Origin of the sequence: Taurinivorans muris, from assembly GCF_025232395.1 — a bacterium.
Classification (GTDB): Bacteria; Desulfobacterota; Desulfovibrionia; order Desulfovibrionales; family Desulfovibrionaceae; genus Taurinivorans; species Taurinivorans muris.
Genome location: NZ_CP065938.1, coordinates 1,458,554 through 1,478,312 on the forward strand (window position 1 = coordinate 1,458,554; position 19,759 = coordinate 1,478,312).

General features: G+C 45.6%; 16 protein-coding genes, 3 tRNA genes and 1 pseudogene. 9 read left to right on the top strand and 11 right to left on the bottom strand.

Going from position 1 to position 19,759, the window contains the following annotated elements:
* Nucleotides 1–400: 400 nt before the first annotated feature.
* Together JBF11_RS06880 and JBF11_RS06885 are read right to left on the bottom strand one after the other, a co-directional pair.
* Nucleotides 401–1,162, bottom strand: coding sequence for a DUF169 domain-containing protein (locus tag JBF11_RS06880; RefSeq protein ID WP_334314750.1), 762 nt, complete (start codon nucleotides 1,160–1,162; stop codon nucleotides 401–403).
* A 525-nt stretch (nucleotides 1,163–1,687) separates the two neighbouring features.
* Nucleotides 1,688–1,763: transfer RNA gene (locus JBF11_RS06885), tRNA-Val, on the bottom strand.
* Nucleotides 1,764–2,060: 297 nt separating this feature from the next.
* Here JBF11_RS06885 and JBF11_RS06890 point away from each other — a divergent pair.
* The 5 genes from JBF11_RS06890 to JBF11_RS06910 all read left to right on the top strand — a co-directional run bounded on the left by JBF11_RS06890 (nucleotide 2,061) and on the right by JBF11_RS06910 (nucleotide 6,610).
* Nucleotides 2,061–2,303, top strand: a complete 243-nt coding sequence (locus JBF11_RS06890; RefSeq protein ID WP_334314751.1) for a 4Fe-4S dicluster domain-containing protein — start codon at nucleotides 2,061–2,063, stop codon at nucleotides 2,301–2,303.
* Between the two features lie 43 nt (nucleotides 2,304–2,346).
* Nucleotides 2,347–4,026: an FAD-dependent oxidoreductase gene (locus JBF11_RS06895; RefSeq protein ID WP_334314752.1), complete on the top strand. Its 1,680-nt coding sequence runs from the start codon at nucleotides 2,347–2,349 to the stop codon at nucleotides 4,024–4,026.
* A gap of 97 nt (nucleotides 4,027–4,123) precedes the next feature.
* Nucleotides 4,124–5,509, top strand: coding sequence for an SLC13 family permease (locus JBF11_RS06900; RefSeq protein WP_334314753.1), 1,386 nt, complete (start codon nucleotides 4,124–4,126; stop codon nucleotides 5,507–5,509).
* A 146-nt stretch (nucleotides 5,510–5,655) separates the two neighbouring features.
* Nucleotides 5,656–6,336, top strand: a complete 681-nt coding sequence (locus JBF11_RS06905) for a Crp/Fnr family transcriptional regulator (protein ID WP_334314754.1) — start codon at nucleotides 5,656–5,658, stop codon at nucleotides 6,334–6,336.
* A 198-nt stretch (nucleotides 6,337–6,534) separates the two neighbouring features.
* Nucleotides 6,535–6,610: transfer RNA gene (locus tag JBF11_RS06910), tRNA-Lys, on the top strand.
* A 340-nt stretch (nucleotides 6,611–6,950) separates the two neighbouring features.
* On the opposite strand, the gene queF is transcribed toward JBF11_RS06910, so the two are convergent.
* The 4 genes and pseudogenes from queF to topA all read right to left on the bottom strand — a co-directional run.
* A complete protein-coding gene (queF, locus tag JBF11_RS06915) occupies nucleotides 6,951–7,433 on the bottom strand; it encodes a preQ(1) synthase (protein ID WP_334314755.1) in 483 nt (160 codons plus the stop codon).
* A 13-nt stretch (nucleotides 7,434–7,446) separates the two neighbouring features.
* Nucleotides 7,447–8,028, bottom strand: a complete 582-nt coding sequence (locus tag JBF11_RS06920) for a VUT family protein (protein WP_334314756.1) — start codon at nucleotides 8,026–8,028, stop codon at nucleotides 7,447–7,449.
* A 33-nt stretch (nucleotides 8,029–8,061) separates the two neighbouring features.
* Entirely contained in the window at nucleotides 8,062–8,742 is a 681-nt protein-coding gene (gene rnhA, locus JBF11_RS06925; protein ID WP_334316327.1) for a ribonuclease HI, read from the bottom strand.
* 12 nt (nucleotides 8,743–8,754) lie between these two features.
* Nucleotides 8,755–11,049 (bottom strand): annotated as a pseudogene (gene topA / locus JBF11_RS06930) (type I DNA topoisomerase); the annotation flags it as partial.
* 152 nt (nucleotides 11,050–11,201) lie between these two features.
* On the opposite strand from topA, the gene kdsB reads away from it, so the two are divergent.
* From kdsB to JBF11_RS06945, 3 genes are read left to right on the top strand one after another with little or no spacing between them, the layout of a single operon-like run.
* Complete coding sequence (gene kdsB, locus JBF11_RS06935) at nucleotides 11,202–11,972, top strand: 3-deoxy-manno-octulosonate cytidylyltransferase (RefSeq protein ID WP_334314757.1); 771 nt, start codon at nucleotides 11,202–11,204, stop codon at nucleotides 11,970–11,972.
* Nucleotides 11,973–11,985: 13 nt separating this feature from the next.
* A complete protein-coding gene (locus tag JBF11_RS06940) occupies nucleotides 11,986–12,495 on the top strand; it encodes a hypothetical protein (RefSeq protein WP_334314758.1) in 510 nt (169 codons plus the stop codon).
* Complete coding sequence (locus JBF11_RS06945; protein WP_334314759.1) at nucleotides 12,496–13,293, top strand: exodeoxyribonuclease III; 798 nt, start codon at nucleotides 12,496–12,498, stop codon at nucleotides 13,291–13,293.
* 74 nt (nucleotides 13,294–13,367) lie between these two features.
* Here JBF11_RS06945 and JBF11_RS06950 read toward each other — a convergent pair.
* Nucleotides 13,368–13,443, bottom strand: a tRNA-His gene (locus JBF11_RS06950).
* A gap of 72 nt (nucleotides 13,444–13,515) precedes the next feature.
* Here JBF11_RS06950 and murA point away from each other — a divergent pair.
* Nucleotides 13,516–14,778 (top strand): UDP-N-acetylglucosamine 1-carboxyvinyltransferase, encoded by a 1,263-nt coding sequence (gene murA, locus JBF11_RS06955; protein ID WP_334314760.1) that lies wholly within the window; start codon nucleotides 13,516–13,518, stop codon nucleotides 14,776–14,778.
* A 321-nt stretch (nucleotides 14,779–15,099) separates the two neighbouring features.
* Here murA and JBF11_RS06960 read toward each other — a convergent pair whose 3' ends face one another.
* The 4 genes from JBF11_RS06960 to JBF11_RS06975 all read right to left on the bottom strand — a co-directional run bounded on the left by JBF11_RS06960 (nucleotide 15,100) and on the right by JBF11_RS06975 (nucleotide 19,293).
* On the bottom strand, nucleotides 15,100–15,963 hold the full coding sequence (locus tag JBF11_RS06960) for an amidohydrolase family protein (protein ID WP_334314761.1): 864 nt from the start codon (nucleotides 15,961–15,963) through the stop codon (nucleotides 15,100–15,102).
* Between the two features lie 9 nt (nucleotides 15,964–15,972).
* Nucleotides 15,973–17,448 (bottom strand): SLC13 family permease, encoded by a 1,476-nt coding sequence (locus JBF11_RS06965; RefSeq protein WP_334314762.1) that lies wholly within the window; start codon nucleotides 17,446–17,448, stop codon nucleotides 15,973–15,975.
* 12 nt (nucleotides 17,449–17,460) lie between these two features.
* Nucleotides 17,461–18,399 (bottom strand): LysR family transcriptional regulator, encoded by a 939-nt coding sequence (locus tag JBF11_RS06970; protein ID WP_334314763.1) that lies wholly within the window; start codon nucleotides 18,397–18,399, stop codon nucleotides 17,461–17,463.
* A gap of 63 nt (nucleotides 18,400–18,462) precedes the next feature.
* A complete protein-coding gene (locus JBF11_RS06975; RefSeq protein WP_334314764.1) occupies nucleotides 18,463–19,293 on the bottom strand; it encodes an amidohydrolase family protein in 831 nt (276 codons plus the stop codon).
* Between the last annotated feature and the right edge of the window lie 466 nt (nucleotides 19,294–19,759).

Sequence of the window (19,759 nt, forward strand, 5' to 3'; positions counted from 1 at the left end):
AGAAGGGAATATTCCCCAAGAAAAAAAATTGTATGAAAATTATATGGGACTGTTCTGAGTAATAAAAAATTCTTGTAACGGAAAAATGCGGTTTTCTGATATAAGGAAATCCGTTTGCGTAACGTTTTTGCTGTAATAAGTAAAAATGTGTACATGCAATAGGTTAAAGACCATTTCCCTGCATGTACGCAACCATGGCAAGAAACTTAAAAATAATTTTTATTTGTAATTATATCAATATAATACAATACAATATAATATAATCAAAAACAGATTTCACCCGCCGCCAGCCGCACAGAATTTTATCTGATTTTCATATGCGGCGTATATGAAATACCGCCATTACAAAAAAAACTAAAAAAAACAAACCGGTTAATTTGATCAATTAACAACTAAAAACTCACGCCCATTTTTTATCGCTTTGTTTAATCTTTTTTAAAACTCCCTGCCAAGAACGGCCTGTCAGGAATGATTGAGGGGCTTTATCAATCATCTCCGCCAGCACGTCAGAAGAAACCGTAAAACTCAATTCGTCCGTTTTCATGAAAGGACGGCAGGAAATATCCGTGCAGCCAATCACGGCACGCCGCAAACCTTTACGCTGATACGTCCGCGGCCATGCAAATATCCCGCTGCAGCCAGCTCCAAAGGGCATAGCAACCGCATTGTGATCGTTGAGAGCAAAATAGGCAAGGTGACAAAGTCCTGTTAATCGTTCAGCTCTGGCAAAAAATGTCACAACTTCAGGCTTCTCTTCACCCTGAAATAGAGAGAGCGGCTTGACCACACAATAGCTGCCAGAAGCTTTTTGAAACTCCATTTCCTCAAATAAACGGTATATGGAAGCAGGCTCGGGCATATAGTGCTCCCCTCCCCTGCCGGGAAGCCCGGTGGTCACAAAGCTGGCTATTTTATCCCTGTTTTCGTTTGAAAATCCCAAATACGTCCAGCCACCCATGCAGGCGTTTGTGTCCGCCGCAAAAAAAACAGGAGTTTCTTGCGTCCGACTTTTGCGCATAAAATTGATAATACACTCATGTCTGCCCCGCGCGGGAGTAAGTCCTGCAGTTGGCAGCGTATTCGTATAATACGCCCCAAGGGGCATTTCCATATTCCCCAGCAAATGCAGCAGCCGTTCCAAACCTTCCTGAAACCAAAACATACCGTTCCTCCCGTAATATAAAATAATATCCATTAAATACCGAAAATTCGGATGATGTCCAGTTTTTCCCGCAATTTTATTATTCATTATTTTTTTTTGCTGTTGAGATTTATAAAAATCAATTGGAATGATATGAATTTGCCAGTTTTTTATTGACGATGACACCGCATAACGGAAAATTTGGCAAAGCAGGCTGTTATGAATAAAAAGAGAAATAAGAAAATGGATAAAAAAAAACTCCAAACTTATGGGCAATCAGGGCGTTCTTCGCCACCTAATCCCATAAGCAATTAATTTTAAAAACGAAAAAAAAGCGTAACACCAATAAAAATCAGAGCGTTTAATTAGTACCGAATAATACGAACCAACAGCCAAAATCTGTTTTTATTGTGAAAATAATCCTTAAATTAATATACCGATAGGGCAAAAAAACGCGTCCGTTTGGAAAAAAGCAAGGCTCCCATTCCCGCCATAAAAATAATACGCTCCCTATTTCGGAGAGCGTATTATTCATAAAATTATGACTGGTGGATGGTGAGAGGCTCGAACTCCCGACCCTCGGTGTGTAAAACCGATGCTCTACCAACTGAGCTAACCATCCGAATTAAACAATCTAAATGAATATCATTAAAATCATTCAAAACAGCTGAACTGTATGCTTTATACACCATTTTACTGTGGTTCGTCAAGCTTTTTTGCTGACCGTATCCGGCGGAGTATTTAAACAACCAATGGGGATTTATTCGGATTATGCATAATCAAGATTTTTTTCAGTTGTCGCATTTGCGATATTTTAAATCATTGCTTTGTGAAATACTGAATTTATGAAATTCATTTTACCAAGCGGAAAACAATGCCGGAAAATCAACCGGTCGCTTGCGAACAAAAGGAGATGAACATGCCGCCAGTAATTGATGAACAAAAATGCATAGGCTGCGGAGTTTGCGCGGATATTTGCCCTCTGCAGGTTTTTTCCCATAAACCTAAGGAGAACAAAACGCCAAAAGTACAGCGCCCTTATGAATGCTGGCATTGCAATGCCTGCGTGCTTGACTGCAAAGCAAAAGCCATTGAATTGCGTCTGCCGCTTACGCATATGCTGCTTTATGTCGATTCCTCTTCTTTACGCCCAAAACATTAAAGAAGGCTTCCAATTAAGAAAACCATTCAAAAAGGAACATGCAATGATTGAAGTGAAAGAAAAGTTACAGGCCGATGTCCTTATCATCGGCGGAGGCATTGCCGGGCTCATGGCCGCCATTGGAGCGGCGGACAAAGGCGCCGATGTTGTTTTACTGGATAAAGCCAATACGAAGAGAAGCGGCGCGGGAGCGACCGGCAATGACCATTTTTTATGCTGGATACCTGAAAAGCACGGCGACATCGGTGTTGTGTATGAAGAATTTATGGACAGCCAAAACGCGACAAGCAACGACACGCCCCTTGTCATGCGTTTTTTGGAAACAAGCCCCCAAGTCGTAGCAATGTGGAATGATTGGGGAATCAATATGAAACCCACGGGCGATTATCATTTTGAAGGCCACGCTTATCCCGGCCGTCCGAAAATTTTTCTGAAATACGACGGACATAATCAAAAGAAAGTGTTGACGGAACAGGCTAAAAAACGCGGAGTGCGTATCATAAACCATTCTCCCGCTTTGGAAATCTTATCTGAAAACGGAAAGATTACGGGTGTGCTGGCGCTTGATATTTCTGAAGACACGCCCAAATACCGCCTTATCGCCGCAAAAGCCGTGGTTGCCGCAACTGGCTATGTAAGCCGCCTTTTCACAACCGACCCGACTCCCAGCCAAATGTTCAATACCAATATGTGCCCTTCCGGCACGGGCGATTCAATAGCGCAGGCATGGCGCTGCGGAGCATATCTCGTGAACATGGAAAAAACTTACCGCCACGCAGGACCGCGTTTCCTGGCACGCTGCGGCAAGGCGACATGGATCGGGGTATACCGGTATCCTGACGGCAGACCCGTCGGTCCGTTCGTGACGGAACCCAATGTGGAAACCGGCGATATTACCAGCGATGTCTGGTCCTCCGCGTTCACCGATTTAAAAATGAGCGGACAGGGTCCTGCCTATATGGACTGCTCCGGAGCAAGCAAAGAAGATCTTGAGCATATGCGCTGGGCGATGAAATGCGAAGGACTGACAGCCCTTATCGATTATATGGACAAGGAAGGCATAGATCCGGGCAGGCATGCCGTCGAATTTGGACAATACGAAGCCAATCTTTGCACCAACGGCATTGAAATCGATATCAATGGCGAAAGCAATATCAAAGGGCTTTTCGCCGCCGGCGACATGATGGGAAACATCAGCGGAGACATCGGGGCGGCAGCCGTATACGGCTGGATAGCGGGACAGCACGCAGCCGAATATAAAAATTCCGCATTCGTCTGTGAACATATTGAAGAAACTCCCCGCTGCCTTGAACGCATGGAACTGTTCAATACGCTTTATGACAGGAATACCGGGGCGAATTGGCAGGAAGCGAACTTCGCCCTGCAGCAGATCATGACGGAATATGCGGATTGCGGTCCGCACAGGGTGCGTTCCGATTCCATGTTGAGTGCGGGAATAAAGTATCTTGGCGATTTAAGAAAAAAAATGCTGGGCGAACTTTTTGCCAATGATGCGCATGAACTCATGCGTGCCGCGGAAGTGCTGAATCTGTTGGACTTGGGACAGGCGCTCATGATAGCTGCCCGTGAACGCAAAGAAAGCCGCGGGCGTCATCTGCGTTCCGATTATACGTTCACCAATCCTCTTTTGCGTGATAAATTTCTCCGTGTATGGCAGGAAAACGGCACACCGTGTTTCGCATGGCGGGACCGGATTAAATAACCGATGAAATTTGGTTTTGCCCATAAGCGAACGGGCTTATGGGTTTTTATAAGACACTGTATTGTGATTTTTTTAACTTTAATTTTTTGAGGTTATTATGTTTGCATTACCATATATTAAATGGGGATTGACAGCGCTTATTCCTCTTCTTCTTTATTTTTTCGCTCCGCAAAACATCTCTCCCGAATTTCCTTTGTACATGGCGTTCACAAGCGCCGCGATCCTTGCCTGGGCATTCAATATTTTTCCCGCTGTGGGCGTTGCCGCCATGCTCGCCTTCGCCTATGTCCTTTTCGGCGTTGCCGATGCCGAAACCGTTTTCGGACCATGGGCGACGGTTTTGCCTTGGCTTTCTTTCGCCGCCGTCATCATCGGTGATGCCATGGAAGAAAGCAACCTTGCCAAACGGCTTGCGCTTTTCTGCCTGAAAAGCACAGGTGGCAGTTTTACGGGGTTGACGCTCGGATTTTTCATAGCAGGGCTTGTGCTCGTCGTCATTCTTCCTTCCATTTTGGCACGCTGCGTCATCTTTTGCGCCATCGCTTCCGGAATTATTCAAGCGCTTGACATAGACCCGAAATCCAAAATGTCTTCAGCCCTTATCCTTACGGCATTTTTTGCAGCTGCGGCTCCTCAGTTCATGTTTCTCCATTCCTCGGAATCTTTCATTTGGGCGTTTGACATCATGCTGAAAGGAACAGACAAATCCGTTGATTTTTGGGATTACTGCTATCACGGAACATTGATCAACATTGTCTATTATGCCGTTTCCATGGGTTGTGTCTATTTTGTCAAAGGAAAAGAACAACTGCCGATGTCTGACGGTTTGAAACGTTTCATAGACGAAAGCAGAACGGAATTGGGGCCCCTTTCCGGCAAAGAGATAAAGCTGTTCGGCATAGTGCTTTGCATCATCGCCGGCTTCATGCTTCAGCCTTGGACCGGAGTGGACCCTGTGTATTTGTTCTGTATTTTTGCGTTATGCTGCTATCTGCCTTGTTTCGACATCCTGAAAGCTGAAAGCTTCAATAAATTGAATATCGTTTTTCTTGTTTTTGTGGCGGGCTGCATGGCCATAGGCTTTGTCGGCGGGGCGGTCGGAGCAAACAAATGGGCGGTCGGCGAACTTGTGACAATGCTGCAGGGCGCATCTTCCGCAATGTCCGTGTTTTTCGCTTATGTCGCAGGCGTTGTGGTGAACTTCTTACTGACACCTTTTGCGGCGACAGCGGCATTCACTCCCGCCATAGGAGAACTCGGCACAGCTCTCGGAGTAAATCCGCTGCCTCTTTTTTACGCTCTCAATTTCGGCTTGGACCAGTATCTTTTCCCTTATGAAGCGGTGTACTTCCTATATATCTTCATTACCGAAAAGGTCACATTGCGGCATATTGTGCCGGCACTTGCGATACGTATTGTTTTAACGGCGGTTTTCCTTGTTCTTGTCGCCATTCCGTACTGGAAATGTATCGACATCCTTTAATGGTTCCGCAAAAGGGGGCATACGCTCCCTTTTGTGCAATACTCTTTTCGTTTCTGTTGACCGTTTTTTTTCTTGATTTTATAATACGAGATAGTACGGGATTATTTTTTCCGATAAAACAAAATTGAACGAACAGGAAAACCGCCATGTATGAAAATCCGCTTTTTTCCCAATTCGCCATTCCGGCAATTACGGGAACATGCACAATAATAAAGGAGTTTTTTTTACAAGGCAAACGCCTCGTTCTTCCTGCCGGCAGCATTCTTTCCCTTGACGGAAAAATGCGAAATTCGATTTTTTATATCGAGCAGGGGGAAATGCAAGTCGTCTTCAATAATGCGGAAGGACAGCAAAGAACGGTTATCAGGTTCGGAGAAGGGGGAATTTTCAATATTGCGCCTGCCGCGCTCGAACAGGACGCATCGGGTGAATTTCAAGCTTTACGGATGACGATATTGTATTACATGCCGGCTGATGAAATTTTAAATGAAGAAACAATCCAGGAATATCCGGAAGTCGCCCTTGTGCTCATCCGCCATTTATCCCGTCTTGTCCTCATTTACCACACCTTATTGACGGATTTGCAGGTGAGCAGCTTTTTCACGCGTTTTTGCCGGTATTTATTTTCATTGCATTTGCAGCATGGCTGTATGGCATTTCCCCTCGGAACGACCCAGGATGAACTTGCGGCGATACTGGGGGTGCATAGGGCAACCCTTGCGCGGGCTATACGAAAATCACGCTCACTCGGAATGATAGGAAAATTCAATAGCCGCACGATTGAAATACTTGATTTAAACCTTTTGCAGTCGCTCGCCGTATCATAAGGACAGCATTTTTTCATGAAATACGAATATTGCGAATGCGCAAGCAATACTTTTATCAGAAACCATGGCGATCCCGCCGCAGGCTTTTTCATAACCGAGTAAAAATACTGAATATTTTATTGCCAATATTTGAAAAGCATGATGTATGAAAAAAAAAGCTTGACTATTCCGATATGAAAATATAAAAATTTCGGATATGGATCATTAGCTCAATTGGCAGAGCAGTTGACTCTTAATCAATTGGTTCGGTGTTCAAGTCACCGATGGTCCACCAGATTTCGGGACTTACGAAATGAAGCATTTTCGTAAGTCCTTCTTTTTTATCCCCCCTCCGGTACGCTTTTTACCGAATAATAAGAAAAACAAATAAACTCCTGCCCGTATCGACAACATAAAAAAATCTTTGCAAGCAGTCGGCTGTCACCCATTGTCATTATATATTACGATACGGCAGTTAAAACTGTTCTTAGCGGGAGAAATTTCTTTAGAAGTTAATATGCAAAGTTAGCCAACTGATTTAATCTCAATATCAATATTGATATTGATACGATATAAAAAAGCCAAGAACGGAAAAACGCTCTTGGCTCAGCATGGATTGACCGTATCCGACAGAATTAATTTTTGCGTCCCAGTAATTGCAGCGTATCAAGCAAGTTGCCGGCGGGAATGTCAGGAGCGACAAAAAGCGCTGTCGGGTTTAAATACGTTCCGCCGCGGGGATTGAATTCTCCCCTCACCCGCAGATATTTGGGTTCCAAAAGTTTTACCAAGTCGTCCTTAATCGTGTTGATGATTGTTTCCATGAAAGATTTATGATTGCGGTACGCCACCAAATAAAGTTTCAGGCTTTTGGATTCAACGCATTTCTTGCCGGGAATATAATCAATATGGATTTTGGCAAAATCGGGCTGTCCGGTTTTGGGGCAAAGGGAAGTAAATTCCGGATGTTCGATTTCAATCAGATAATCATTGTCGAAAAGATTGGGAAAGGTTTCCAAAATTGCAATAGAGGGTTCGTCCAGTTTATATTCCGTTTTCGCGGAACCGAGCAACGTAAGCTTGCTGACATCGTCTTTGGAAGAAGTGAATGTATTCATATCGTATCCTTCATTATTTTTTATTTAAAAACCAAGAAAGGGCGGGGATGAGAGGCAGGGCGAACAAACTGCAAACGTATTTCACGATGGCTTGCCCCCATACGGCATCGGAATACCAGGGAACACCAAAAGCGATAGGAACGAAAATAAGCGAATCCAAAGGACAGGAAATCAAGTTGCTGACAATGACGCGGGTCTTCAATTGTTTATGTTTGAGAAAATAGAAAACAGTCCAGTCAACGGTTTCACTGCCGATAAAGGCGAGCATGCTCGCAAGCGCGACGTCCTTATTCCAAAAATAGGTGATAATACCTGCAATGATCATCCAAATCCAGCATTTTTGGTGGGACCAATAGCGCTGGACAAAATCGCGGAAACTGAACGTAAGCCCTATCCACAACGCGCCTAAAGGAAACGTTATGGAAAAATACACGGTTTCGGGGTGAAAGGTGTCTGCCAGTGTCAATGTGCCTATGCCAAAAAGAATGACAAAAATATTTCCCAAGGCGATACTGGCCAAATACAAGACCGCGCTTGACCATTTTTGCCATGGCGTGCCTTGCATGGTTTGCGCCCACTGTAAATCTTGTTCCATGCGTTTTCCTCCGTATGCTGAGTTGGTTATGTTTTATTCAGGAACAAAGCCCGTGTCTTCCGTCAGATTTTCCGCACTCGCACTTGTGCGGGCAAGTTCGTCACAGCGTTCATTTTCGGGATGTCCCGCATGCCCTTTTATCCAGTTGAACGTGACATTGTGCCGGCTCAGGGCTTTATCCAGTTCCATCCATAAATCCTGATTTTTCACGGGCTTTTTCTGGGAATTTTTCCAGCCGTTTTTTTTCCAATTTTCCAGCCAGCCCTGTTTTATGGCTTTAGCCACATATTGGGAATCCGTATAAATATTGACAGTGCAGGCTTCTTTCAATTTATTCAGTCCGGCGATGACGCCCGATAATTCCATGCGGTTATTGGTGGTAAGCGAAAACCCTCCGGAAAGCTCCTGTTTTTTGCCTTTAAATTCCAAAATCGCCCCATAGCCCCCTTTTCCGGGATTGCCGAGGCAAGAACCGTCGGAATAAAGATTGACTTCTTTTTCCGTTTTTAAGGCATTATTGAAAACGCTTTTTTCAGAATGCTCCGCCGTATTTTTTTCAGCGCTGCTTTTACGGCTTTTTTTCGGCTTTTCCGCTGCCTCTTTTGTTTTCGCCTTGATATTTTTTTCCGCTTTCCCGATTGGCTTCGTATTGCGTTCTTCATCCGTTATCACCGCTTTTTGTGGCAGCTGGTTCGGCAGCAGCGGAATCTGCACGGGGAAAGACTCGGATTCCTCACTGTTTTCCCCGATAATGCGGGTATAGGAACAGGATTTGTTGGGGCAGGCGTAATGTTCGCCTTTTGTTTTGGTATTCTTGCGCACAAGAAGAGGAGAATCGCACACGGGGCAAGGCTCCGCAACAGGCATGTCCCAAAGGGCATAATCGCATTTCGGGTACGTGCTGCAAGAATAGAAAATTTTGCCGCGTTTGGTGCTTTTTTCAACCAAAACACCGGTTTTGCACTGCGGGCAGGTAACGCCCGTGGAATAAGGCGCGGTATAATCGCATTTCGGATAATTGGCGCAAGCGATAAACCTCGCTCCGGCATGGGAACGTTTTTCCACCGTATTTCCGCCGCATTTCGGGCAAGTGCCGACAATTTTCTGCTCCGGAGCGGTCTGCAGTTCTATTTCGCCCTGCTCGTTGCGGATGAAATTGGAGGTGAATTTACAGTCGGGATAACCGGAACAAGCCAAAAACTCGCCGCTTTTCCCGAACTTGATCGTCAGCGCTTTTCCGCATTTCGGGCAAGGCATGTCGGTTTCAACCCCTGATTTCATAGCTTTCATGTGTTCGCCCGCCTTGGCGAGGGTGCTGTTGAAATCGCCCGAAAAATCCTTAAGCAGTTTCACCCAGGCGAGTTCGCCGTCCGCAACCTTATCAAGGTTTTCCTCCATTTTCGCGGTGAAACCGACGTCCATAAGGGTTGGGAAATTTTCACGAAGCTGGGAGCAAACAACATTGCCAAGGTCTGTCGGCACAAAATGTTTGCCGTCCAAACGCACATACTCCCGGTCCTGGATTGTGGAAATAATGGTTGCGTAAGTGGAGGGACGGCCAATGCCCTTTTCTTCCAGTTCACGCACAAGGGAAGCTTCCGTGTAGCGCGGGTTCGGCTGGGTGAATTTTTGTTCTTTTATGATCTGCTCGACGCCAAGCACATCATTCGCATTCAATTCAGGCAATTCATCCACTTTTTCATCCGTGGAAGAAAGGACGGTTAAAAACCCTGCGAATAAAAGACGTTCTCCCTTTGTTTTCCATTGTGTTTTAAGGGGATAAAACTCTTTTTCCGTATCGCTTTGAGGCGTTATTTCCGTATTGTCGCACACAATGCTTACCGCTGTGTCGTGGAATTTCGCATTCGCCATCTGCGAAGCGACAAAACGCGCCCAAATGAGATTGTACAGGCGGTATTGGTCGGGAGTGAGGGCTGACTTCACATCTCCGGGCATAAGGGAAACATCGACGGGACGAATGGCTTCGTGGGCGTCCTGTATGCTTTTCTTGCCTTTGAAATCACGGCCTTTTCCGCCGGCAGCCAAAAATTCCCTGCCGTACTTTTGTTCGATAAATTCTTTTGCCGCGTTCTTGGCTTCGTCGGCGATACGCACGGAGTCCGTACGCATATAGGTGATAAGAGCCACCGTGCCTTTATCTTCAATATCTATGCCCTCATAAAGACGCTGGGCGGCGGACATGGTCCTTTTGGCGGAAAAGCCCAAACGCTGGTTGGCTGCCTGCTGCAGGGTGGAAGTGGTAAAAGGCGCCTGCGGGCTTTTGCTCCGTTCTTTTTCTTCAACGCTTTCCACGACAAAAGAAGCGGATTTCAAAGCTTTTTCAACGGCAAGGGCCTGCTCTTCATTTTTTATCTGCGCTTTTTTGCCGTTGATTTTTGCCAGCTCCGCCTTGAAAGGCATACCGCCGGCGGCAAGCTGGGCTTTGAAATTCCAAAATTCTTCCGGAACAAAAGCAAGGCGTTCTTCCTCGCGTTCAACGATGAGCCTTAAAGCGACAGACTGCACACGTCCTGCGGAAATGCCCCGTTTCACCGATTTCCATAAAAGAGGGGATATTTTGTAGCCGACCAATCTGTCCAAAATACGTCTTGCCTGCTGCGCTTCAAAAAGATTGGGATCGATTTCGCGGGGGTGGGCAATGGCGTCTTTAACCGCTTTCGCCGTAATTTCGTTGAATTGGATACGTTTTATATTGTCAGAGCAATTTTTTATCGATTCCGCGATATGCCATGCGATAGCTTCCCCTTCGCGGTCCGGGTCGGGCGCAAGGTAGACAATGCCGGCTTTCTTCGCGGCATCCTGCAAGCTTTGCACAACTTTTTCCTTGCCTTGAATGGTGACGTATTTGGGCATGAACGTTTCTTCGTCAACGCCAAGCTCGCGGGAGGGCAAATCACGGATATGCCCGACGCTTGCCTGCACCAGATAATTATTGCCAAGAAATTTTTTTATTGTTTTAACCTTCGCAGGTGATTCCACAATGATAAGGTCTTTGCTCATAGCATTTCACTTTTATTTTTTTTATGGAGAATAAAGGAAAGAAAAAAAGCGTCAAGAAAAAATTTATGTTTTTTCAAAATTTTTCATTTCCGCAGGCGTGTTTTGCTTGCTTTTTTTCATAGGCTATATAACAATATCAATATGAGGTGAATATGAACAAAGCGTATGCGATTATACCAGCACGCTATGCGTCGACGCGTTTCCCCGCCAAGCCTTTGGCTGAAATCGGAGGGAAACCTCTTTTCTGGCATGTGTACATGCGGGCGAAACAGGCGGATATTTTTGAAGAAGTATGGCTTGCGACCGATGATGAACGGATTGAAAAAAAGGCGGAAGAAGCCGGGATTCCTTTCATTCACACCCGAAAAGAACATCAAAGCGGAACGGACAGGGTGCGCGAGGCTGTCAATATCCTGGGTTTGGACGCCAAGGCCGTCATTGCCAACATTCAGGGCGACGAACCGTTCATCACACGGGAAATGTTTGTAAAACTGCTTGAACCTTTTCAGTCTTCCCGCTGCGAAAGCGCTACCCTTGGCGTAATTCTCGATGAAGAAAAAGACAGGGAACGCATTTTTTCACCCAACCAAGTGAAAATTGCGCTGGCGCAAAACGGCGAGGCACTCTATTTTTCCCGCTCCCCCATTCCTTTCGCCCGTGACGATGTGCGGAAAGCTCCTTATGTGGGGCATGTCGGCGTTTATGCGTTCAGACGCATCACGCTTGAAAAGATGGCGGAATTTCCGCCCAGTCCTTTGGAAGAAACCGAAAAACTGGAGCAGCTCCGTTTGCTTGAACACGGTATCCGCATGCAGGTACGCCTTATTTCGGAAGCTCCGCATGGCGTCGATACCCCGGAAGATTTGGAAAAAGCTCTTGAATATTACAATAACCACCCGGAATATTGGGTAAAATCAAAATAATTGGACAAATGTTATGAAAAAAAGCACGCTTTTCACATTTATGATCGGACTTATCATCCTTGTGGGTCTGGGTTCATTTATCGCGGGAAAAAATAACGCCGGCGCGGAAAAGAGCATGCCTGAACCCGCAAGAGCGGCTGAAGACATCGGATATACCGAATACGCGGGGATTTATATGCTGAAGGAACTTCTTCCCTATGCCGCATATAAGGAAAATGTTCTGCCCCATGCCCAAAAACTTTTTGCCAGGAAAAAAATCACCCGAAAAGATTTTTCGGAATTTCAGGAAAATGTCGATAAAAGCTTGAGCAGCAAAGGATATTCCGTAAAAGAAGCCCTTATCGCCCATGCGAAAGAAGAAAGTTTTTCCGATTCTTTTCAGCGGAATATTGAAAAATTCAATGAAGACGCCGAAAAAATGGGACAAGGAATGAAACAGGGCATTGAAAGTTTCATGAAAGGCCTTATGGACGAAAATTCCGATAACAAATCGAAAACGCAGCCAAAAGGTACGGAATTGTAAATGATACGCTTTCAATCTTGGAATGTGAACGGTTTTCGCAGTGTCCGCAAAAAAGAAGAGTGGGCATGGTTCGAATGTGAAAACAGCGCGGATATTGTCGGTATTCAGGAAACAAAAGCCCATGAGGAACAAATTCCGGCAGAAGACAAATCTCCTTTGCAAAGAAAGAGCTATTGGGCAAATTCCCTTGTGAAGAAAGGATATTCCGGAGTCGCCGTTTTTACGCGCCTGCAGCCTTTAAAGGTGGAAATAGAATTGCCCGACCCCGCTTATCAAGGGGAAGGACGTATCGTGCATTTGGAATTTCCGCATTTTCATTATTTCAACGGTTATTTTCCAAATGGCGGCGAAGAGCTTTCCAAGGGTGTTTTTAAACGTGTCCCTTATAAAATGGGCTTTTTTGAAAGTTTTCTCGCTTATGCGGAACTGTGCAGAAAAGAAAAGCCCATTGTCGTGTGCGGCGATTTCAACATCGCCCATAAGGAAATAGATTTGGCGCGTCCCAAAGACAATATCCATAATACCGGCTTTTTGGAAGAAGAACGCGCGTTTTTGGATAAAATGGTCGCTTCGGGCTATGTGGACACTTTTCGCCACGTGCATGGCGATACGGACGGGGCGTACACATGGTGGTCCTATAAAACGCGGGCGCGGGAAAGGAACATCGGCTGGCGCATCGATTATTTCTTCGTATCAGAAGAACTGAAACCGTTCATTTCGGACGCTTGGATTGAAGATACCGTTTACGGATCCGACCATTGCCCCATAGGGCTTTCCCTTGATTTGCCCGCGGAATGAAAACAAGCAATTTTTGGGTGAAAGTATGGAAAAGCGGAAAAACAAAAAACCCCGAACAATGTTCGGGGTAAATCTGGGGCGAAAGAAGGGACTTGAACCCTCGGCCACCTGGGCCACAACCAGGTGCTCTGCCAACTGAGCTACTTCCGCCGTGAACAATTTTTTTAATCTAAAATTCATCGTCCGTCAAGTTTTTTTATAAACAATTTTTTGGGAGTATATATGGACAGCCTATTAATTTCCGGAGGGGTTCCGCTCAAAGGAACCGTAAAAGCAAGCGGAGCGAAAAACGCCGCACTGCCCATCCTTTTAGGAAGCATTTTATTTGACCATACGGTTATTTTCGATAACGTGCCTCATTTAAGAGACATCCGAACCACTCAAAAGCTTTTGGAAACGCTGGGCTTTGAAACAAATTTCGAAAATAACCGCATGCACGTTTGCCTGAAAAACGAAGTTCTTCCGGAAGCTCCCTATGATTTGGTAAAAACAATGCGCGCTTCCGTGCTGTGTTTGGGACCGCTTTTGGCAAGGCTCGGCAAAGCGAGCGTCGCCTTGCCCGGAGGCTGCGCCATCGGGGCGAGACCTGTGGATTTGCATTTATCCGCCCTTGAGAAAATGGGGGCCGAATTCACGCTTGACGGCGGTTATATTATGGGCAGATGTGAAAAACTGCATGGCGCCCATATTCAATTTGACAAAGTCACCGTCGGCGGAACGGAAAATTTAATGATGGCGGCCTGTTTGGCTGAAGGGGAGACGATTTTGGACAATGCCGCACGCGAACCAGAAATTGTCGACCTCGCCAATTTTTTAAAGAGCTGCGGGGCGAAAATCGAAGGCGCGGGACAAACGCAAATAAAAATTCAAGGCGTGACAAGCCTGAGGCAGGAAACCCCATACAGCATCATGCCCGACAGAATTGAAGCGGGAACGTATTTAATCGCGGCAGCCATGACCAACGGGGAAGTCCGGGTGGAGAATTGCCCTTATAAGGATATGGAAGCCCTTTGCAGCAAATTGGAAGCATGCAATGTCAAGCTTGATTTCGAGGAAAACGCCGTAACGGCGAAACCTCATGGTGAACTGAACGCCGTGGACATCCGCACCGTCCCGCATCCGGGATTTCCTACGGACATGCAGGCGCAGTTCATGGCGATGCTCACGCTGTGCAGAGGGTCAGCCATTGTCGAGGAAACCATTTTTGAAAACCGCTTCATGCATGTCCCGGAACTTGTGCGCATGGGGGCGGATATTCGGGTCACGGGCAATTCCGCCATGGTGCGCGGCGTTCCAAGCCTGACGGGCGCTCCCGTCATGGCAAGCGATTTACGGGCGGGCGCCGCTCTTGTCATTGCGGGGCTTTGCGCGGACGGTGAAACGCGCGTTGACAGAATTTATCATGTCGACCGCGGTTATGAGGGCATGGAAATAAAATTGCAGGAACTTGGCGGCAGAATCAAGCGCGTTGCAACACCGAACTGATTTGCGAAGTCCATACAATTTCACAAAAAAAGCCTCATTATTCTGCCATAGTATGTAAACTTCCCCTTGATATGCCGATTGATATGCCGATTACAGCAGGTCATGTTTCAGCGGCAATTTACATATGATATGGCAGCTATATGATTTTGCATAAAAACTGTCCTCTTTCGGTTTTGCCTGACAAACACATCAAAACATACCGAAGGAGGACGGTTTTGTCTTGAAAGGTTTTTCACTCCGCCCGCTTTGCAGGCGCGGTCTTTCGTGCTGACGCGTCAAAAAAAACTTACATCAACGCTCACAAGCCCTTTTCATTCTTCTTTAGGAAAAAGCAATATCCTTATCGGACAAATTCAACACACGCACCGCATTATCAAACATCACCGCCTGCATGACTTCGGCACGAAGCCCCCACTGTTTGTAATACGCGGTGGCCTGCCGCATATCAACACACGGATAAGCTGTCCCGAACATGAATTTTTCAGGAATCAAATAATTCGCGGCGTCCAGATATTCCCGGTTTCCTGGTACGTTCATCGTGTATAAATCAGGAGCCAAATACACATGTTCGCGATTAAACGCCACATGGCAAATGGCGGAAACAAACGGCCAGCCGCCATGGGCGACAATCAGCTTCAATTTTGGAAAAGCCAAGGCAATCCTTTCAACAATCATAGGGTCGGTATAACTCAAATCCGGGGCGACAAATCCCCCGAAAGAAATGAAAACAGGAATATTTTCAGCCTCGCATTTTTCATAAAACACCGACAAAATTTTATCGTCTGCATACAGGGGAGGACGGCAAAATCCGGTTTCAAACAAAACTCCCCGGCATATGCCTTTATGCACAAACGTATCGATTTCGTCCAAAGCGGCTTTGCCTTCATGCGGGTCAATTCCCGCAATACCGACAAAACGCTTCGGATACGAACGTGTCAATTCTTCCAAATCTTCGTTTTTCATTGCCGTTGATTTGCGGATTAAAACGGCACCTGCACAAATTCCGGCTTCATCCATTTCCTGAATGCATAATTCCATCGAGCGCTGTTTTGCGGATTCGGCAATACGCATTCCGAAACGGGGGGCAAAAACTTCAGGTTCAAAAAGCTCTCTTCCGGAATTTTGAAACATTCCCTCCGCAATGGATTTAAAAGGAGGACGCAAACGCATATCGAAAATTTTCATAAAAACTCCTCAGAGGAAAAATCCGTACACAGCCCCGATAATCGGGAAACCGCAGACAAATAAAACAATAAGCCCCGCAATCACGGCACTGAAACCGGCTTTAAAAGAATTTTTAACCCCGATCCAATCGACATTTGAAAAAAGAATTGCCGCCACCGTGGAAGCCGCAGGCGTCGCATACGCGCATGCCGCGGCAATGACGACCAAAACGGTCAGGGCCAACGGGTTCAATCCCAAAGAACTGCTTACCTGCACGGCAACAGGCACGGCAATAAGCACCAAACTCACATTATGGGTAAGCTGTGTCGCCAAATTAACAATAACGGAAAACAACACAAGAAAAACAAAAACATTCGTATCTTGAAAATACTCATTCATAAGCATGCCGAGCCACTGGGTAATTCCCGCTCCCTCGCTGCTTACGGCGGCGGAAACCGGCAAAGCCGCCGCAGTTATCCAAAACACATGCCAATGAATGCCGGAACGGGCACAAGCATCAAAATCAAGCAAAGGCTTTCCCTCAACTTTTATGAGCGTTAATGCAATAAGAACAATGGCGACGGCTGACAAAAAATTAAAACTGCCGAAAAAACCGGCAATCCCTTTTTCACCGGATAAAAATGTCGGCAAAATCATCAAAAGCATAAAAACAAGCAAAGCGAGAGCGGCGGTTTTTTCATGCAAAGACAGCTTCAATTCACTGCGCATCCGAGCCAGATATTTGTCGGAAAGATTCATCAGCTTGCTCACATCGGGACGGAAAACATATTTCATAACCAAGAAATATGCGGTGACAAACAATATGCAGATAGGAACGGTGACCGCCATAAAGGTTAAATAATCAACCGTATATGCCCCGCCCGTGGCACTTTCCAATGCTCCGATAGCCAAAATGCACACATTTCCCCAAGGCTTGCAACCGAAGGACAAAATAGCGGCAATGGCGGCTCCTGCCAAAACAAAGGCGGGATAGGGCTCGCCTTTCTTGTATCCGACCTCGTCGAAAATGCTGTACATGAGATTCCAAACCAAAAAGACAACCGCATTGCCGTCCACCAAAAAACTGACGACAAACGAACCCAGCAAAACCATGAACGTAAATATCCACGGATGTCCCACCAGCATTTTCCGGCTCAAAAACCAACAAGACATTTTTTTATTCAGACCGCTTTGCTCGCAGTAAGCCGTAAATACCAATACCAACAACATGAAAACCACCAACTGCTGGCTGAAAGCATGAGCGAAAGCGTCCTGAGGGGACGGAAAGAAACCGCAGACCCCCAACATGAAAATGCTGAACATGCTGGGCCAAATGAAGCCTATGAACGTCCAGCCATAAAGCAGACCGAGAAAAATCCCTATGACGGACATACCCATAGGAGGCAGCGCGGAATAAGAAATTTTCCCGATTCCGAACGTCAATAAAAAATATATCAAAGTATGCAGCCAATAATAATTGCGGGAAGTTGCAATTGTCCTGTTCATAATATTTTTCCTTCAAACTTTGCCTTTCGGCAGAAATGTTACAAATTTTTCTATGATTCCTTCGGATTTTCCAACTATTAAGCAGCCGGTTACCGCAGAAAATTTATCTTTGATACGGATGGGAACAATGTGCTCCAAACAGGAGCAGAAAGGCTCCCGTCCATCCAAGAAAATATCATGCAAAAAACCAATGCCCATATTGGAAGCGATAATGTTGTGCCAAAGCGTAAGCGATGTGGTTGCAAGCACGATATTGGGTTTTCCGTATCGGCTTAACATAAAATGCAGCGGCGTCACATTCAGTTCTTCCGCGGCGCCTATGACAAGCGGTTCCCGCAAAATGGAACGCAGGGAAAGCTCGCGGCGCTTCGCCAAGTGTGAATTTTCACTTACACAGGCATGATAATTCCCCTTTTCCAAAGGGATGAAATTCAATCCGTCAAAAGACATGAACCCGGAATCTCCCCCGTTTTCTTCCGCACAGGGCACATTCACCAATCCTACGCGGTATACGCCCTCTTCTTTGGGCTCCAGCAAGCGTTCACGAATGACAGCGGGCGAAGCACCCAGCGTGACAACTTTGATTTCAGGATACCGGTAACAAAAATTTTTAATGATTTCCGTTAATGTTGCCAAATAAAAAAGCGAATTCACATAAATACGCAATTCACCGTAAAAACTCCGCCCGTTATTGTCTTTTGCGGCGATACTTTCCAATAATTCCTCATATTCCGGAATTATTTTCACCGCATAGGCGAAAACTTTTTTTCCTTCCGCTGTCAAGCTCACGCCTTTGCTTGTACGTTTCAGCAAAATCACATTCAGCTCGCGCTCCATATTTTTAATGCACGCGCTCAATGTTTGCTGGGTCATATGCAAAGATGCGCAAGCCAAATTCAAAGATTTATATTTTGCCACCTCAATCAAAACAGCTAATTGCTCCAAACGCATGAAAACCTCCTAACAACCCGGAAACCGTATACCGAAAAACGCGAGAAGCACGGTTTGCCCAAATCATAACCGCAAAAAACGGCAAGCGTTTTTTTCCATGACATACGGTAAAAATTCTTCCTTTATGCCGCAAGTCTTATAGTGCCGTTCAGCATCTTTAATGGAAATTATCGGTGCGGCAGAAGCGAAAATCATTCTATCGTACAATATTCCGTTTGCCGCGGCAATATAATCGGCGCTTCCCGGAGCATTGAGCATATACATGTCAGGTGCAAGGTAAATATTTCCGCGGTTGAAAGCCAGTTGGCAAAACTCCGTCACAAAAGGCCAGCCTCCATGGGACAATGCGATTTGCATTTCAGGAAATTCCTTGGCGACCGTGTCTATCGCAAAAGGCGAATATAAATCAAGCTTAGGCGTGAAAATACCGCCAAACGTAAACACAACGGGTATTTTCTCCGCTTGGCATTTTTCATAAAGAGGAAAAACGCGTTCATCGTCCGCATGCCATGGTTCGGGATCGAAAGCCGGCTCCAAGGCTATTCCGGCACAAGGACCGTCTATGACATACTGCCGCAATTCATTAAATGCCTGCTCCATTCCCATGAAAGGAGCGATTCCGGCAAGTCCTATAAATCGGGAGGACCAATTTTTCAAAAGAAACAGCAAATCTTCATTGTTCCCCCCGCAGCCCTTGCGGATGGGAACGACCGCACGGGAAATCCCGCATTCATCCATTTCCCGTATCAAAGCTTCCATGGAAAAAGTGGCGGCGCAAGGAGATATTTTTGCATTGAAGCGAGCCGCCCTTTGGGATACGTCCGCAATATTATTATAGAACTCCGCGTTTCTATAACTTGCTATCGGCGGACGCACCCTGAAATCTATGCTCATTTTAACCTTCCTCCTGCAATGGATTAAAGCAAAATAAAAATTTTTCACTTTATTGCAATATAAGAGGAAAAAATATCTCTGTCCAACAAATAAAAAAATAAAAAGAGCACTCATTACAAATTAATTTTGTAACAAGCGTATGCAATGAACCAATTCAACACGTTCAAACCAAAGCAATCAAAACAAAATAAAAAAGACCTGCAAAAATTTTTATTTTCATAAGCCCTAAAAAACACAGGATAAATACCGGCTGGATACCCCGCAGGTCCGCCAATGAGCCAATACCCCACATTAAAACTGTCCGTATTTTCGGGTATCTTTCTGAATTATCCAGAATTAGGATGTGTTTCCAAATTACTTTAACCAAACTAAACAACACGCAATAAGGACAAAATTTTTATACATTATTTGTAATGGCTCTAGACTAGTATCTCATATAGGAATCATATATAACTATATGGAATAC

Bases quoted from the DNA above. Each gene is read 5' to 3' on its own strand.
- JBF11_RS06880 (WP_334314750.1), bottom strand. From the start codon at position 1,162: ATGTTTTGGTTTCAGGAAGGTTTGGAACGGCTGCTGCATTTGCTGGGG.
- JBF11_RS06890 (WP_334314751.1), top strand. From the start codon at position 2,061: ATGCCGCCAGTAATTGATGAACAAAAATGCATAGGCTGCGGAGTTTGC.
- JBF11_RS06895 (WP_334314752.1), top strand. From the start codon at position 2,347: ATGATTGAAGTGAAAGAAAAGTTACAGGCCGATGTCCTTATCATCGGC.
- JBF11_RS06900 (WP_334314753.1), top strand. From the start codon at position 4,124: ATGTTTGCATTACCATATATTAAATGGGGATTGACAGCGCTTATTCCT.
- JBF11_RS06905 (WP_334314754.1), top strand. From the start codon at position 5,656: ATGTATGAAAATCCGCTTTTTTCCCAATTCGCCATTCCGGCAATTACG.
- queF (WP_334314755.1), bottom strand. From the start codon at position 7,433: ATGAATACATTCACTTCTTCCAAAGACGATGTCAGCAAGCTTACGTTG.
- JBF11_RS06920 (WP_334314756.1), bottom strand. From the start codon at position 8,028: ATGGAACAAGATTTACAGTGGGCGCAAACCATGCAAGGCACGCCATGG.
- kdsB (WP_334314757.1), top strand. From the start codon at position 11,202: ATGAACAAAGCGTATGCGATTATACCAGCACGCTATGCGTCGACGCGT.
- JBF11_RS06940 (WP_334314758.1), top strand. From the start codon at position 11,986: ATGAAAAAAAGCACGCTTTTCACATTTATGATCGGACTTATCATCCTT.
- JBF11_RS06945 (WP_334314759.1), top strand. From the start codon at position 12,496: ATGATACGCTTTCAATCTTGGAATGTGAACGGTTTTCGCAGTGTCCGC.
- murA (WP_334314760.1), top strand. From the start codon at position 13,516: ATGGACAGCCTATTAATTTCCGGAGGGGTTCCGCTCAAAGGAACCGTA.
- JBF11_RS06960 (WP_334314761.1), bottom strand. From the start codon at position 15,963: ATGAAAATTTTCGATATGCGTTTGCGTCCTCCTTTTAAATCCATTGCG.
- JBF11_RS06965 (WP_334314762.1), bottom strand. From the start codon at position 17,448: ATGAACAGGACAATTGCAACTTCCCGCAATTATTATTGGCTGCATACT.
- JBF11_RS06970 (WP_334314763.1), bottom strand. From the start codon at position 18,399: ATGCGTTTGGAGCAATTAGCTGTTTTGATTGAGGTGGCAAAATATAAA.
- JBF11_RS06975 (WP_334314764.1), bottom strand. From the start codon at position 19,293: ATGAGCATAGATTTCAGGGTGCGTCCGCCGATAGCAAGTTATAGAAAC.